Source organism: Agrobacterium pusense (assembly GCF_900102105.1).
In the GTDB taxonomy this organism is placed as follows: Bacteria; Pseudomonadota; Alphaproteobacteria; order Rhizobiales; family Rhizobiaceae; genus Agrobacterium; species Agrobacterium pusense.
Genome location: NZ_FNBB01000003.1, coordinates 564532 through 580031 on the forward strand (window position 1 = coordinate 564532; position 15500 = coordinate 580031).

Here is a 15500-nt window from a genome sequence, read left to right on the forward strand (position 1 = left end):
CCTTCCGAGTGTTTCACTCGGATGACGGGAAGACAGGTTTAAAATATGATTGTCGCGGTTATGAATCTGCTGTTTTTCCCTCAATGCGGGATGAGCACGCGGGTGAGAAGCTGGCCCTCGAAGCGGCAGAAACGGAAAGGAACCTCCGTTCCGCTCCGCCATTCCTCGCTGAGTTCGGCCGTCAGGCACAAGGATCCCGAGCCATTTGCGTCCAGGCGGGATAATTCGGCCGCCTCGAAAAAGAACAGCTTTTCCACCACGGGGTACAGCGCCTTGAACAGGCTTTCCTTGGCCGAGAAAATCAAGCCGGTGATGAAGGGATCGATAATGTTGCCGAGGTTGTAGCGCTCATTTGCGGTCAGGAGTTGTGGGGCGATATCGCGGGCCTCCTCTTCTGTCAGCATTTTTTCGATATCGACGCCGATACCGCGAAACCGTCGACAGCAGCCGACAAGCGCAATCGCCGTACCCTCGCTGTGGGAAATTGCGCCTATCACCCCTTCGGGCCAGATAGGCGCACGGTCCTCGCCCATACCGGGAAAGATGGAACGGCCGGTCAGGCGGCGGATGGCTTCCGCAGCGCATCTGCGCCCCGCGATGAATTCCGCCTTGCGTCTTTGCGTGGCGCTTGAAAGCTGCGGCGGCAAGGGAGGGACCTCGCCGCCGCAGCCCTCATCGGCGCTGAAACGAAGGGTAAGGCAATGGCAGCCGCATATGTCGTCCGGCCAAGGCCAGATGGCCTCGGGTGGATCGCCGGAGATGGCGTCGTGATCAAACGCCATTACGACGTCCATGTCCCTTACTCTCAATCCAACGGCTCGAATTCAAGCCGCAAGCGTGGCACCGCCATCAACCACGATCTGCTGCATCGTCACGTGCCCGGCCTGATCGGAGGCGAGGAACAGCACGGTATCGGCAATATCGTCCGGCCTTGCGATCTTGCCGAGCGGAATGCCGAGCTTGAACTGCTCGGGCAGGCCGGCGACCAGCCGGTCCTTGCCGGCAGGATCGCTCAACATGCCGGCAAGCATCGGCGTATCGGTGGAGCCGGGTGAAACGACGTTGCAGCGCACGCCATAGGGCGCAAGCTCGAGGGCGGCGCAATGGCTGAGGCTGACCAGCGCTGCCTTGGAGGCGCAATAGGCCATCATGCCGATGCGCGGCACGACGGCGGCATTGGAGCCGATATTGACGATTGCGCCGCGCCGCTGCCGTTTGAAGGTGGCGCTCCACTGTCTCAGCATATGGAACGGCCCGGCAGCGTTGACATCCATGCACGCCTTCCAGTCCGCGGGCGTCAGGCTTTCACTGTCGCCGAGCCGCAATATGCCGGCGGCATTGACGAGAATGTCGAGCCCGCCCCATTCGGTCTCGATCGCCTTGCAGGCCGTCTCCACCGCCGCCGCATCGGTGATGTCGAGTGCGATCTGGCGGAAGGGCGCTTCCGCCGTTCTGGCCTGGAGGTCGAGGCCGATGAGATCGGCCCCTTCCTCGATGAAACGTTCGGCGATGCGGCGGCCGATGCCCTGAGCCGTACCCGTTACCAGCACGCGCCGCCCGGTAAATCTCTGTTGCGTCATCTTTTTTGTCCGCTCAGGCCGCGAGCCGCTTTTGGTCGATCAGCGTCCACCAGGCGGAGAGAGTGGGCACACGCGCAAGCTCATCGAAGCCGACGGTGACGCCGCGTTCCTTCAACTCTCCGGCAAGCTTCATCACCTGCAGGGAATCCAGCCCGTAGAAGATCAGGTTTTCGTCGGGGTCGATATCGCTCTCATCCTCCACCATCTGCAGGACGCGGGCTTTCAGCCATTCGCTGATATCGTCGCCCTTTCCCGCGCCGACAAGGCTTGCGGCATCGATCACCACGCCGCAGCGTGTGGCCACATATTGCAGCGCCATGCGATGCTCCGCCTCGGAAAAATCGGCAACGCCATCACCGATCATGAACGGCTGGATGTCCTTCATAAAGGCTTCCACTGCCGTCATCATGCAGCCTATATGGGCATAAACGCCGCCGACGATGATCTGATCACGGTTCCAGCCCTTCATACGTTCGGCAAGGTCGGAGCGCTGGAAAGCGCTGTAGCGCCATTTGGTCAGCACCACGTCGTCAGGCGTGGGGGCGAGCTTGTCCACCACCTTCTGCAGTTCGGGATCAACGACGGTCAGACCCGGTCCCCACATGTCGTTCAGAAGAGCGCGGTCGCCGGGCGGCTGATTATGCGGCTGGGCGGTGTAAATGACAGGGACGCCGTTTTGAACGGCCCATGTCTTCACCTTGGCGAGATTGTCGATGAGGGTCGTCATCAGCTTGCCGTCGGCCTCGTAGAACCGCAGGAAGTAACGCTGCATGTCGTGGATGAGGAGGACGGCGCGTTTCGCATCGGGCTGCCATTTTGTCTTGTTGGCCGGAAAACTCGCGGCGATCGGCATGGGATAGTCGGAAATGGTGGGGATCGTCATGATGACCTCGGTTTGTGCGGCACCGGCTGGGCTGGCGCATTTAGGAACATGGGGACGCCATTTTGGCGTCCCTTTCGATGGGTGCGGAATGTCAGGCGCTGACGGCGACGGGGGTCGTCAGCAGATCGCGCAGGCGTTTTTTGTCGATTTTTCCGACGGCGGTGAGGGGCATGGCGTCGATGAAGCGCACACGATCCGGCAGCTTGTAATCCGCGACGCCGAGGCCTGCGAGGTGCTGGCGAATAGCCGGCGCCTTGAGAGCGGGATTGCGCGACACGACGAAGACGCAGCTTTTTTCGCCGAGAAGTTCGTCTTGCATCGCCACCAGAGCCGCATGGGTGACATCCGGATGCCGCAGGATCAGGTTTTCCACCTCTTCCGAAGCGACCTTTTCGCCGCCGCGATTGATCTGGTCCTTCACCCGGCCAACGACCCGCAGATAACCTTCGGGCGTGCGCTGCACGACGTCGCCCGAGTAATAGAAGCCATCCTTGTCGAAGACCCGGGCGCTGTGTTCGGGCGCGCGGTAATAGCCCCGGAACGTATAGGGGCCACGCGTTGCCAGCATGCCGGCTTCGCCCTCGGGCACGTCGTTGCCGTCCTCGTCAACGATGCGGATTTCGTCATCCGGGCTGATCGGTCGTCCTTGCGTGGTAAAGACGATATGGTCGGGGTCACCGAAGCGGGTGTAGTTCACCAGACCTTCCGCCATGCCGAAGACCTGTTGCAGATCGCAGCCCAGCACTTCCGGCACCTGGCGGGCCAAAGCCTCGGCGAAGCTTGCACCGCCGACCTGCAGGAGCTTGAGCGACTTCAGCCTTTCGCGATGGGCGGGAGCCGCCTGCAGCCACAGCGCGACGGCCGGCGGCACCAGCGGCACAATGTTAACGCCGTGTTTTTCGATGAGATCGAAGCAGGCAAGTGGTTCCGGATTGGCGGCCATGACCACCGCACCGCCGGCGTGGAACACACCGAGCGCGCCGGGCGAACTCATCGGGTAATTATGCGCCACCGGAATGGCGCAGAGGAAGCGGGTCTCAGGCGAAAGGCCGCAGATTTCCGCACTGGCCCGAACGCTGTAATCATAGTCGTTATGCGTCCGGGGGATCAGTTTTGGCGTACCGGTGCTGCCACCGGAAAGCTGGAACAGCGCCACTTCATCGGCGGCGGAAGGGGCGTAAACGGGTGGGTTTTCGGCAGGGGCGGCCAGTTGCCGTTCCAGGCTCAACCGCGGATCTGTTTCGCCAAGCAGAAGGGTCAGGGTAAGCCCGGGAGAAGCCGCCTTCAGCGCCTCCAAAAATGTGTCATTGGCGAAAAGCTCGTGGCTGCGCGAGCCGATCACCAGCTTCGGCGCGATCTGCTCCGCATAGGAGGTCATTTCCAGCCGGCGATGGCTGAAAAGTGCGTTGACGGGGGCCGCGCCGATCTTCATCAGCGCGAAAAAGACGAGATAGAACTCGGCAATGTTAGGCAACTGTACCAGCGCGGTGTCGCCCTTGCCGATGCCAGCGGCGGAGAGATGTCCGGCCAGATTGGAGGATTGCCGGTCGATATCCGCGTAGGTGAAGCGGCGGTCGCCGCAGATCAGGGCCGTCGCGTCCGGCCGGCGCTCGATCTGTTCGGTGAGGATGCCGCTCAGCGGCCTGTCGATCCAGTAACCGTGCTCGCGGTAGCGGCGCGTCAGATCGTCGGGCCAGCGTTGAAATTCGATTGTCATGGTTTGTCCCCGGGAAATCAGGCAGAAAGACCGCAGGCGTTCAGCATTGTCTTGAGTTTGGTCTGCACCTCGGCCCATTCGGATTCGGGCTCCGATGCCTCAACGATGCCGGCGCCGGCAAAGAGCCGCACCGTTTTTCGCTGCACGGTGCCGCACCGGATCGTCACCACCCACTCGCCATTGCCCTCAGAATCCGTCCAGCCGACCATGCCGGTGAAGAGGCCACGCTCGAAAGGCTCGACGAAGCGGATAAGGCGATGGGCGCGCTCGGTGGGGAAACCGCAGACGGCCGGCGTCGGGTGCAACAGGCACGCAAGCTGCAGGGCATTGGTCTCAGGGTCGGCGAGGCGGCCTTCGATGCGGGTCGAAAGATGCCAGAGGGCCGCCGTGTTGATGAGGGAGGGTTTTTCAGGGACATCGAGTTCCGCGCAGACCGGCGAAAGCAGGGAGCGGATGTCCTCGATAACGAGGCTGTGCTCGTAGTGGTCCTTTTCCGAAGCCGATAGCCGCTCGGCGTTGGCCTTGTCCGCGGCGGGGTCGACCATCCGCTTTGCCGATCCCGCCAGCGGGTTCGAGATGATGTTCTCACCCTGCTTGCGAATCAGGAGCTCCGGGCTGACGCCGATGAGGTCGCCGCCATCGGGCAGCGGAATACGGAACTGGTAACCTTCGCGATTCTGTTTTGCGAGACTCGCCAGCAATCTCTCGACATTGACCTCGGAAGCGAAGGTGAGTTCGCGCATCACGGAAAGTACCGCCTTACGGACATCGGAATGGCGGAAATTGACGATGGCGTGCTCTACGGCGCGTTTAAAGCCGGTCTCGTCCGGCAGGCTGTTCTGGCCGACAAGCGCGGGCATGGCCGAATCGGCGACGACCGGCGCGGTTTCTCGTGGGCTCCACTCATGGTTGTTCGGTATATAAAGGCATGAGGGTTCGCTGACATCGAAGGGGATTGCCCCAATGGCGATCGGATTGTTCTGACCAGCCCGGCGGGCCCGTTCGAAAGCGGCTTTAATCGCTTGCTGCAAAGGGCTGCCCGTATCTTCTCCGCCGCGGGCCGGAAGCGTTATCCTTTCGCGGATTCCTTTGGCCCGCAACTGCCCGGTACCGGAAGTGAAGAGAAAATCTCTATTAAAATCAGCAATTTCGTCGGATTCGACGTCATTCGTCCTGAGTGCTCCCGTTTTCATGGGATGCCTCCTGTTCGAGTGGTTGACGATGGCTTATACTTGATTATGATAATCATGTTTTGTCAATCGGTGCAAATTCACATGCTAAATTTAACTCCGATGCAGGTGGCCTACTGGGTCGGTCGGGAGACGGATGGGATACTCGGAAAAGTTACGCCCCATCTTTATCTCGAGTTCGAGGGGCGAGCTCTGGAGCTGGAAAAACTGGCCGTTGCAGTCGGCGGGCTTTGCCGGTGCCACCCGATGCTGAGCCTCAGGATCGATGCGGAAGGGCGTCAATCCGTCGATCCTGATGGTCGCCCGCTGCATCTCGATGTGGAGGACATGACGGCGCTTGATGCGGAGACGCTTGCGCGCCGACTCGAGATCAAGCGCCACGCGTGGAGCCATCGCGCGACGGATCTTCGCACTGCGCCGCCCGCGGCGATTGCGCTCAGCCTGTTGCCGCATGGCCGTAGCCGGCTGCATGTGGACACGGACATGCTGGCCATCGATCCGGCCAGCGTGCGGATATTGATGGAGGACCTCGCCCGCCTTTACGACGAGGCGGACAAGGATGAGACCGCGCGTCCCCCGGCGCAGCCATCCTTCTTCGACTGGACGAAACGCCTTGCGGCCGATCCTGACCTCAAGAGCGTGAGGGAATACGACCGGTCGTGGTGGCGGCAGCATATTGCGGATATTCCGGACGCGCCGCCGCTTCCATTTTTACCGGAGGATGCGTCACGCGCCGTTCATACGGACCGTTTTGCCACGATGCTTACGGTCGTTGAACGTGACGGTCTTGAACGGGCTGCGCGGCGTTGCTCGGTAACGATGTCGACCCTGTTGCTCGGTGTTTTTGCCGTGGTGCTGTCGCGGGCGATCGATTCCGAAAATTTCCGGCTCTCCGTCCCGGCTTTCTGGCGTGCACCCCTGGTTGAAGGGGTTGATTCCATCGTCGGTGAGTTTTCCAACGTGCTGGTGCTCGGCGTCGATATCAGACCCGCTGAAAGCGTCGAAGCCCTGCTCGGGCGGGTTTTCGATGACATGAACGGCCTGCTTGCCCATCAGGCCTATCCGGGCGTCAGCATCATGCGCGACCTCTCTCGCCTGCGCGGCGGTTTGCAGACCTCGCCCGTGGTTTTTACCGCCGGTGTCGACCTGCCGGGCGGCGATCTGTTTTCACAAAGGGTTGGGCAGCTGTTTGGCTCCCTGGTCCACACCGTATCGCAAGGGCCGGGGGTTGCGCTGGACGCGCAGGTCGCGAGGCTTGATGGCGGCCTGCTGATAAACTGGGATGTGCGGCTCGATGCGCTGCCTGAACCATGGCTTCGCGCCCTGTTTAAAACCTACGTGGGTCTCCTTCGCCGGCTCGCTGATCACCCGGACCTCGTTGAGGAAAGCGTGGAACGATTTGGTGCTGCGATGCCCGAACAGCTGGCCGATAAAAAAGGAAACGCCATGGAACGTCCGCTCTCACCGCTGCAGAAGGCATATCTTCTCGGTCGCGGCACACATCTGCCGCTCAGCGGCGTGGCGATGCAGGAGTTTCGCGAATATCGCGGCAGCATCGACCCCGCCCTGCTGCGGACCCGCCTTTCTGCCATGGTCGAGAGACATGAAAGCCTGCGCACCCGCATCGATGAGCGGCGCCTCGTGCAGATCGTGTCCGGGGAAGCGGAGATCAACCTTGATATGATCGATCTCTCGGATATTTCCCCGGCGGCAGCGGAAGCGAGGATCGATGCCGTCAGACGGGATTTTTCCCACGCCCATTTTGATCTCGCCGCCTCTCCCTGGCAGGTCACGGTCTTCCGCCTGCCGGCGTCCGAAGCAAAGGCTGATCATGTCGTGGTGTTCCTGCGTTTTGACGCTCTCATCCTTGACGGGCGGGCGATAGCCAGCCTGGCAACGGAACTTTTCGACGGTGTCCTGCCGGTCGCAATCGCCGCTGCGGCTGAAACGCCAGGAGAGGATATCGCAGCCGCCCGTGCCGGGGACGCGGCCTATTGGACCGAGAAGCTGAAAGAAGCTGAAGTGCCCTCGCAGTTGCCCTGGAAAGCACCGCTCGAAACCATTCCGACGTCGCGATATAGCCGCCAGAGTCTGATTGTCGAAAAGCAGCGCTTCTCCGCCTTTGCGCGGGCCGGTGCGAAAGAGCGCCTGTTCAAGAATTCGGCGCTTACGGCGGTCATTCTCGAGGTGCTGTCGCTCTGGCTGAACGAGGGTGCGCTGGTGGTCGGCATTCCCGTTGCGCCGCAGGTGGATGGGGCCTTCGCCAACCGCTCCAGCTTCATCGCCGTCCAGTGGAATGCGGCAAAAGACGATTTTGCCGTGCGGGCGGCAGGCCTGCAGAGGGATGTGCTGGAAGGGCTGAACCATCTGGCTTTTTCCGGCATCGATCTCAATCGCGTGCTTCTCAATGCGAATGCGGGCGGGCTCGCCCTGCCTGTGGTGATTACCAATGGTCTCACATGGCCGACGCTTTCGCCGGATTCGGCCATGCGCTGGACGGACGGTCTGACGCAGACGCCGCAGGTCGCGCTGGATTTTCGCTTTTCGCAGAATCCGAAGGGCGATCTCGCCCTCGATATCGACTATGCGGAGCAGGCGATCGATGCGGCGATGGTGGCGGATATTCTCGCAGCCGTCGAGCGCGCGATTGCGGGGATCGCGGATAGCGGCGCTTTCGTCCTCAACGGACGCGATATTGTCGACTTGTCCCATTACCGGCTGAATGGCGATGAAGGAAACTTCGTCTGCCCGCCATTTCTGGAACGGATCGCCGGCCGTCTTTTCGCAGGAGAGCCGTCACGCACCGCGCTTGTCAGCGGCAAGCGGCGCATCGCCTATAGCGAGCTTGGCGAGATGGTGGCGCGCGTGATCACGAGCCTAAGGGCGCGCGGCATCGGTCGGGGCGATGTCGTGGCCATCTGCCTGCAGCGTAGCCCCGAACACACGGCGATCACGCTCGCCGCGGCCCTGATGGGGGCGGTCTGGGTGCCGGTCGACGCCGGTTCACCCGACGATCGCCTGCAGTATCTGCTGACCAACTGCCGCCCGGCGCTCATCGTCGCCCGTCGCGTTCCGCAGGGTTTTGATGCTGTCGATCCGGCGGTGCTTCTGTCCACGCCCGCTCCGGCTGGCGCACCGGTCTCCATGGCGGAGTTAGCGGCGCTTTCCCGAAGCGAGGGGCCTGCCTATTTTCTTTACACGTCTGGCACGACAGGCAAACCGAAATGCGTCGTGCTTTCCAACCGCGCCACGGCCAATGTCATTGGCGGCACGCTGGCGGAATGGGCGGTGACGGAACGCGACGTATTCGTCTCGGTCACCCCGCTGCATCACGACATGTCGGTCTTTGATGTTTTCGGCGCGCTCGTTGCAGGGGCGACGCTGGTGCTGCCGGAACCCGGAGAGGAAAAGGATGCGGTGCGCTGGAACGAGCTGGTCGCAGAACATGGTGTCACGCTGTGGTGCTCCGTGCCTGCCATCCTCGAAATGCTTCTCGCCTGCCGCCGTGGTAACCAGCTATCGTCGCTCCGACTTGTCGCGCAGGGCGGGGACTATATCAAGCCTGTTATCATAGAAGAGCTTCGCCGGCTGAATCCTGACCTGCGGCTGATATCGCTAGGCGGGCCAACGGAAACGACGATCTGGAGCATCTGGCACGAGATTGTTGCGGAAGATGTGGCGGCCGTGCCCTATGGCCACCCGCTGCCCGCCAATCGTTATTTCGTCCTCAACGATCACGGCGGCCATTGCCCGGCGGGCGTCGTTGGCCGCATCCATACGGCCGGCGTGAATGTCGCGATCGGCTATCTCGAGGACGGCGCGATTACCCAGACGGATTTCGTGACGATTACCGATCCGCAGGGAAACAGCGTGCGCGCCTTCCGAACCGGGGACCGCGGCCGCTACCGGCCGGATGGCAAGATCATGTTCGCGAGCCGTGTCAACGGTTACGTCAAGGTGCGGGGCGTGCGCGTCTCGCTGCCGGATGTGGAAAACGAGCTGATCCGCCACCCTTTTCTCCAGAGGGTTCTGGTGGTGGATTACGGTGTCGAGCAAAGGGGCGAGGCGGCCATCGGCGTGCTTTATGTCACGGCACCCGGCCTCGAACTCACCACTGCCGAACTGCGCGACTTTGCCCGCCGGCATCTGCCGGAATCGCATGTGCCCGGCCGGTTTCTCAAGGTTGACGATCTGCCGCTTTCGACCAATGGCAAGCCCGACCGCCGTCGCGCCCGTGAACTCTTGACCGGTGGAAAGGCTGACGCGGAACCGGCAAAATTCTCCGCCTCTGCGGTTCCCGACGTCGATCACGGCGACCGCCGGGTGCTGGATATCTATCTCAGCGTATTGGGTAAAAAGCCGGCAAATGTGGATGCAGACAGCGACCTGCTGGCGCTCGGACTTTTGCCATCGCACCTGAAAACCGTCTCGGCCGAAATTCGCGCCGTCTTCGGTGTTGACCTGACACCGCAGCAGCTTTTGCGGTGCCGCAACGCCAGGCAGGTGACGTCGCTCATGGCCGTACGGGCGGCGTGAATCCCATCATTTCGGGTGGCACTCCGCGCCCGGCAACGAAAATAGTGCAAGGAAAAACAGATGGCGCATATCGATCCCGCCGGCGGCTGGCTTCCACTGACGCAGCCGCAACTCGATTTCTGGGAGGAGTTTTCCTTCCATCCCGACGAACCGGTTTCAACCGTCGCCCATTACATCGATCTTTCCGGTGCGGTGAATGAAAGCGCGCTCCTTCAGGCGATCACACGCACCGTGCGCGAATCCGAAGTCCTGTCTATCCGCTTCCGCGTCGGCGATGATGGCGAGACGCCGCAGCAATGCTGCGACCCAAGCCATGCCCCGGTTGTGGAACTTGTCGATCTCCGCGGCAATCCCGCTCCGCTGGAGGAGGCTTTGCGGCGCATGAACGCGGATGTGGAAGCGCGGCTCGATCTCACGGCCGACAGGCTCTCGGCGCAGCTCCTCTACCGTATCGCCGATGATCGTTACCTTTGGTATATCCGCGCCCATCATATCGTCGTTGATGGTTATGGGCTGACGCTGGTGGAGCAGCGCTGCGGCCAGCTTTACGGGCACTATTGCGGCAAGGGTGAAGCGGGTCCGGATTTTCACCCCTTCGGCGATTTCCTGGCGGAAGAGGAAGCCTACAAGCGGAGCCGGCGTTTCGAAAAGGATCGCGATTTCTGGACAGCCTATCTCGCCGCACCCGCCGATCTGCCGGTGCTGGACAAGGATTGCGAGGATTATGGCGGCGGCGGCCTGCATGCGGATGCGGCCTTGCCGCCCGGTTTCAGCAAGCGGTTGCAACGACTGGCCGGCGCACTGGAGATTGGCTGGCCCGATCTTCTGGTGCTGCTTTCCGGTCTTTATCTCCACCGGGTGCTGCCCCGTCCGGATCGTGATGTCCTGACACTGTGGCTGCCTTTCATGAGCCGCTGGGGCAGTGTCGGCGCGCATATGCCGGCCATGCTCGTCAACATCCTGCCGTTCCACCTCACCATCGAGCCGGGCGAGGACGTCGCCGCATTTCTGACACGCAACGCCGCCAATCTGCGGAAGCAGCGCCTGCACGGCCGCTACCGTATTGAACAGATCGCCGCCGACCGGGAAATACCGAAAGGCCGGCGCTTCTTCTTCTCGCCGCTCATCAATGTCCTGCCGTTCAGCGCGCCGGTGTTTGCCGGGCTCACCGTTGCCAGGCACATTCTGGCGAATGGTCCCGGCGACGGGTTCAACCTTACCTTCCGCGGTGAAGATGACGGCAGCGAACTGAACCTGCACATCGATGCGGACTCGGCGCTGACACAAGCGGGAGACTTCGCTCGCTACCGTAAAGAGCTGCCATTGTTCCTCGATGCCATGCTGCGCGAGGAGGCCTTGGCGCTTGCGGCGGTGGAGGCGTCCACGGCGTTCCGCCTGGCGGTCTGAGGTGTGACGGCGTGCGGATGCAGGGGCCGCGCCAGGACATTCTCATCAGCGTTCAAAGACAAATAACCCGGCTCCGTCAGGCGAAGCCGGGTTTTCCTTGGCAGGTCCGGCTCAGGCGAGCGTCGTCAGCACGCGGTCCGAAGCGCCGGTTTCCGCAAAACGGCTGAAGATGCCGCTGGTGGTGCTGCGCAGCCGCTCGACATCCTCAGGTCCGTAACGGTCCGAACGGTAGCTCATCAACACGCGAATGGAGCGATCGCCGCCGATCGTCTCTTCCATTACCTCGAACTGCAGCCCCAGCATGGATTCGTGTTTGTCAGGATCGATCTGGCGGAATTCCACCGTCCTGCCATCCGGCCCCGCAAGGGCGCCGTTCAGCTTGTTCTTGGCGTGGATCTGGATGAAGACCTCGAACAGATGGTCGCGACCCGGCGTCATGCCCAGTGCTTCCTCCACGAGATCGATCGGGATTTCGCTGTGTTCCAGCGAGCCATTGATGGTGTTCTTCACCGAGGAAATCAGTTCGCCGACGGTCATCGTTTCCGTGAAACGAACGCGATGGGCGACGACCGTGGTGAAATAACCGATCGTATCGAAATAATTGCTGTCGGTGCGGCCCGAAGCCGAGGTGCCGACCACGAGATCGCTCAGCCCGCCGAGATGGCGCAGCGATGCGGCAATCGCGGCATAGACCACGTTGAACAGCGAGGCGCTGTTCTGCCTGGCAATGGCGTAAAGCCCGTCGCTGACATGTTTTTCCAGCTTGAACTCGATCCAGCCGCCTGCCGGTGCTTCGTCCTGCGATGCCTCGTGCGGTGTGCTTTCCTGTCCGTTGAGAGTAAGGCCTCTCGGCGCATCCCGCAACATATCGGTCCAGTAGGCAAGGTGGCTGGAATTGACGCCTGACGCGACCTGTTGTCTTGCAAATTCGTGGAACGGGGCTGGTCTGGTCGCAAAGACCGGGGCAACGCCCGTCGCCCTTGCCCGGTAAGCCTCGGTCAGCTCGTCCATCATCAGGTTCACCGACCATTCGTCCAGCACGATGTGATGGAAGAGGAAGGAAAGCACCTGACGGCCGGTGTGGGGGTCGCGCAGGAAGCGCAGCCGCATCGGCAGTTCGCGCGCCAGATCGAAGCGCCAGCCAGCCTCGGCGTGGCGGTCCACCCCTTCGCTTTCTTCGCTGGTCCAGAACCATTTGTAACCGGGCAGATCATGCATTGGCACGATCCTCTGCAGAACCATATCGTTTTCGACGTAGAAATGGGTCCGCAGGCCAGGATGGCGCTCGATTATATCGAGGAAGGCGCATTCGAAGGCGTTCTCATCGACCGGATCGAGGAAATCGAGCGCGAAGGGAATGTTGAAGATTTCGCCGAAACCGAAAGCGGCATAGGCTTTCCAGAGCGACATCTGCGCCAGCGAAAGCGGCGCGGTCAGCGAGCCGCTCGCCGTCGCGTCCGCCTGCGCAGGCGCAGCGGTTGCGAGCCGCGTCGCCTGTTTTGCGAGCGTGGCGGCGGTCGGGTAGCTGAACAGATCGTTGAAACGAAGCTCGATGCCGTGATTGGCGAGAAGGCGGCCGATGATGCGGGTCGCGATCAGCGAATGGCCGCCGAAATCGAAGAAATCGTCATCCGGCCCCATGTCGGGTGAGACGAGCGCTTCACGGAACTCGGCGAGGATCGTTTCGACGGTGTCGTCCTTCTGAGCGGACGCACTGGGCGAAAGGGCTGCCTGCTGCGGTGCTGCCGCGGCGTCTTGAGGGACGACCTCGGAAAAATCCGTGCCGCCTTCAAGATGGCTGACGAAGCGCTCCAGGAGGAAGGCCGTCGCATGCGGCGATGTTTCCCTGCCGCCCGTCAATTCGAGGCGGATCTCGCCCGCGGCCGTCGGCCCGACGGCAAGTGTCAGGCCGAGGCCGGATTGCAGGGAGGGCAGGGGCAGGTGCTCGAAGTGAAGACCATGTTCCGATATGGCCTGAACAGGTGTTGCAAGCGCCTGCAGCGTTAAGGTGACCTTTGCGCCTCCATTGTCGGTTCGTTGCTCCAGCCCTGACAGCACGGCATTTTCAGCCTGTTCGGGCGATTGGTCGCGGGTGATCGCTATCCGCGCCACGGCCTCGGCTGAAATCGGTGTGGCTGTGCCGAGGCCGGGCCGCAGGCGAAGGGTTACTGTTTCGGGGCCACCGTTTCTTGCCAGGAAAAGTGCAAAACGCGATCCGGCACGCGCGAGGATCGCGTTTGCAGCCGTGGAGCTGTGGAGGCCGAGCAGGGAAGCCGCAAGGTCGACGCCATGGCTATGGCTCGCAGGCCTGTCAATTGTGTTCTGCCGCAGCGCCACGACGGTCGAGCCGGTGGCCGGACGTTGCAGCCAGCCAAGCGGAAGCGGGTCGACGCTGTCACTTTCGACCGCACGCGGCGAAAGCGGTTTCGGCGTTCCACCGGCATAGGCCGCCGTAATACCGTCCAGCAGGATCTGCGGCGAGAGGACCTCGCCCAGCAGGGCATGGACCAGAAATGCCAGCAGGATTTCACCTTCGCTCAAAAGCACGACGGCCTGGAAAGGCGGGTCGGTCTCGGCATCAAAGGGCCTCCCCTGAAGGTCGTGCAGCAAAGTCAGTGCCTCCTCTGCCGAGGGGACATGCAGCAGCTGCACGATGGATGCGGATGGAGCCTCAATACTCTTGGCAAGCGTACCGTCCTCGCCAAAGGCAAAGCGCGCACGAAGCTCGGGCCAGACCTCACAAACCGTCTTCAGTGCCGAGGTTAGACGCAGCAGATCGCATTCTTCACCGATCCGATAGGCGAGAAGCTGCCGAAAAACCTGATCGGGATCCTGAAACTGTTCGAACCAGACCCGTTCCTCATATTGGCTCGGCGGGGCCTCCCCTTCGTTGTCGAAGCCTTCTTCGATGCGACGTGCGAGCATACGTGTGTTGTCTGCTGCCATGGTCCTCTCCTTGGTATAGTCGGAAATCGCGCTCCGGCGCGAAACGTGCCGGTTCGCGGGATCAATGTCCCGCGCGCGACCGTTCGATGAGTGCCTGCCACGCGGCAAGCGTTGGCCGCCGGGCCAGATCGTCATAAGCGAGCCGCGCTCCCGCAAGCTGTGAAAGCGGCTGCATCAGGCGCATGAGGGCAAGCGAATGAAGTCCATAGCCGAACAGGTTGTCCCCCGGTTCGATATCGCGCACTTCATCTTCCAGAACCCTTGCGAGAAGGGCTCTGAGTTGCGTCATAATCGCTTCCGCATCCCGCATGGCAGCCGTCGTGATTGCCGGGTTACTCATCGAAATGATCGTGAACGCCGCTCGCGCCGCGCCGCCAGTAGCCGGAAGCACGGGTCCATTTGGGGTTGGCGCCAAATTCCTCGACCAGAAGGGCGCGAACCGCCTTTGCGGTCTTCGATTCGCAGGCGACCCAGCTGAAGAAATCGCCCTTTGGCAGTTCGAGCTGGCGCAGGGCGCTCGTTAATGCGTCGTGGTCGGTTCCGTTGTCCGGCCTCTGCGTTATCCAGACGATCGATGCGTCCGCCCTGGTTACGAGCTCCAGCCGGTCCGCCTCCGTCTCGACTTCGATCAGCGCCACGACGGGTGTGCCGGCAGGCATCTCCTCCAGTCGCCGTGCCAGCGCGGGAAGGCCGGTATCGTCGGCGATCAGCAGGTGCCAGTCATAGGTGAAGGGAACGGTGAAGGAACCGCGTGGGCCGGCGATCCACGCCTTGTCACCAACTTTCGCGCTCTTCGCCCAGTTGCTGGCCGGGCCATCGTGATGGGTGGCGAAATCGATGGCGAGTTCGCCTTTTTCGGCATCGAAGCTGCGCGGCGTGTAGTCACGCGCCAGCGGCCGCGGCGCGCCTTCCGGGAATTCAATGCCGTTCGGGCCGATCACCGGCAGGGTCGGTTCGGTTTGGCCGGGCTGGGGGAAGAACATTTTGACGTGGTCGTCAAAACCGAGGCTCGTAAAGCCCTCCAGTTCCGGCCCGGTCAGCACGATGCGTACCATGGACCGGCTGAGTTTTTCGGTCCGCGCCACGTCCAGCGCGCGCAGCTTCACGGCGTGGCGGTGGCGTTTGGGAGTGCGGTCCGGAAGGGCGGAATCCATGGTTTCTGGCATGCTCATGCTGCTGTCTTTCCTGGGATGACGCCGACGGGTTCGGCGGTCTCGCTGTCCCGGGTCGGCGTGCCGGAT

The 15500-nt window shown here is 62.0% G+C and carries 10 protein-coding genes; 2 read left to right on the forward strand and 8 right to left on the reverse strand.

Annotation, left to right across the window (positions count from 1 at the left end):
* Window positions 1-80: 80 nt before the first annotated feature.
* From BLU28_RS11660 to BLU28_RS11680, 5 genes are all read right to left on the reverse strand, one after another.
* Complete coding sequence (locus BLU28_RS11660; RefSeq protein ID WP_077985643.1) at window positions 81-794, reverse strand: 4'-phosphopantetheinyl transferase family protein; 714 nt, start codon at window positions 792-794, stop codon at window positions 81-83.
* 30 nt (window positions 795-824) lie between these two features.
* Window positions 825-1580 (reverse strand): 2,3-dihydro-2,3-dihydroxybenzoate dehydrogenase, encoded by a 756-nt coding sequence (gene dhbA, locus BLU28_RS11665; protein WP_022562806.1) that lies wholly within the window; start codon window positions 1578-1580, stop codon window positions 825-827.
* Between the two features lie 13 nt (window positions 1581-1593).
* Window positions 1594-2463 carry an isochorismatase gene (locus BLU28_RS11670; protein WP_004445330.1) on the reverse strand — a complete coding sequence of 290 codons (870 nt, stop codon included), beginning with the start codon at window positions 2461-2463 and terminating at the stop codon, window positions 1594-1596.
* A 91-nt stretch (window positions 2464-2554) separates the two neighbouring features.
* A complete protein-coding gene (locus tag BLU28_RS11675) occupies window positions 2555-4180 on the reverse strand; it encodes a (2,3-dihydroxybenzoyl)adenylate synthase (protein WP_077985642.1) in 1626 nt (541 codons plus the stop codon).
* A 17-nt stretch (window positions 4181-4197) separates the two neighbouring features.
* A complete protein-coding gene (locus BLU28_RS11680; protein WP_077985641.1) occupies window positions 4198-5373 on the reverse strand; it encodes an isochorismate synthase in 1176 nt (391 codons plus the stop codon).
* 81 nt (window positions 5374-5454) lie between these two features.
* Here BLU28_RS11680 and BLU28_RS11685 point away from each other — a divergent pair, with 81 nt between their 5' ends.
* Both BLU28_RS11685 and BLU28_RS11690 read left to right on the forward strand, forming a co-directional pair.
* Complete coding sequence (locus tag BLU28_RS11685; RefSeq protein WP_077985640.1) at window positions 5455-9906, forward strand: amino acid adenylation domain-containing protein; 4452 nt, start codon at window positions 5455-5457, stop codon at window positions 9904-9906.
* A gap of 60 nt (window positions 9907-9966) precedes the next feature.
* On the forward strand, window positions 9967-11313 hold the full coding sequence (locus BLU28_RS11690) for a condensation domain-containing protein (RefSeq protein WP_077985639.1): 1347 nt from the start codon (window positions 9967-9969) through the stop codon (window positions 11311-11313).
* Window positions 11314-11424: 111 nt separating this feature from the next.
* On the opposite strand, the gene BLU28_RS11695 is transcribed toward BLU28_RS11690, so the two are convergent.
* The 3 genes from BLU28_RS11695 to BLU28_RS11705 form a co-directional block, all read right to left on the reverse strand.
* Window positions 11425-14259, reverse strand: coding sequence for a condensation domain-containing protein (locus BLU28_RS11695; RefSeq protein WP_077985638.1), 2835 nt, complete (start codon window positions 14257-14259; stop codon window positions 11425-11427).
* Window positions 14260-14320: 61 nt separating this feature from the next.
* Window positions 14321-14599: a phosphopantetheine-binding protein gene (locus BLU28_RS11700; protein WP_034496885.1), complete on the reverse strand. Its 279-nt coding sequence runs from the start codon at window positions 14597-14599 to the stop codon at window positions 14321-14323.
* A complete protein-coding gene (locus tag BLU28_RS11705) occupies window positions 14592-15431 on the reverse strand; it encodes a siderophore-interacting protein (RefSeq protein WP_077985637.1) in 840 nt (279 codons plus the stop codon). The genes BLU28_RS11700 and BLU28_RS11705 overlap by 8 nt, the downstream gene beginning before the upstream one ends.
* Between the last annotated feature and the right edge of the window lie 69 nt (window positions 15432-15500).

What these genes read in the sequence shown, in the direction of transcription:
- BLU28_RS11660 (WP_077985643.1), bottom strand. Translation starts at nt 794, where the DNA reads ATGGACGTCGTAATGGCGTTTGATCACGACGCCATCTCCGGCGATCCA.
- dhbA (WP_022562806.1), bottom strand. Translation starts at nt 1,580, where the DNA reads ATGACGCAACAGAGATTTACCGGGCGGCGCGTGCTGGTAACGGGTACG.
- BLU28_RS11670 (WP_004445330.1), bottom strand. Translation starts at nt 2,463, where the DNA reads ATGACGATCCCCACCATTTCCGACTATCCCATGCCGATCGCCGCGAGT.
- BLU28_RS11675 (WP_077985642.1), bottom strand. Translation starts at nt 4,180, where the DNA reads ATGACAATCGAATTTCAACGCTGGCCCGACGATCTGACGCGCCGCTAC.
- BLU28_RS11680 (WP_077985641.1), bottom strand. Translation starts at nt 5,373, where the DNA reads ATGAAAACGGGAGCACTCAGGACGAATGACGTCGAATCCGACGAAATT.
- BLU28_RS11685 (WP_077985640.1), top strand. Translation starts at nt 5,455, where the DNA reads ATGCTAAATTTAACTCCGATGCAGGTGGCCTACTGGGTCGGTCGGGAG.
- BLU28_RS11690 (WP_077985639.1), top strand. Translation starts at nt 9,967, where the DNA reads ATGGCGCATATCGATCCCGCCGGCGGCTGGCTTCCACTGACGCAGCCG.
- BLU28_RS11695 (WP_077985638.1), bottom strand. Translation starts at nt 14,259, where the DNA reads ATGGCAGCAGACAACACACGTATGCTCGCACGTCGCATCGAAGAAGGC.
- BLU28_RS11700 (WP_034496885.1), bottom strand. Translation starts at nt 14,599, where the DNA reads ATGAGTAACCCGGCAATCACGACGGCTGCCATGCGGGATGCGGAAGCG.
- BLU28_RS11705 (WP_077985637.1), bottom strand. Translation starts at nt 15,431, where the DNA reads ATGAGCATGCCAGAAACCATGGATTCCGCCCTTCCGGACCGCACTCCC.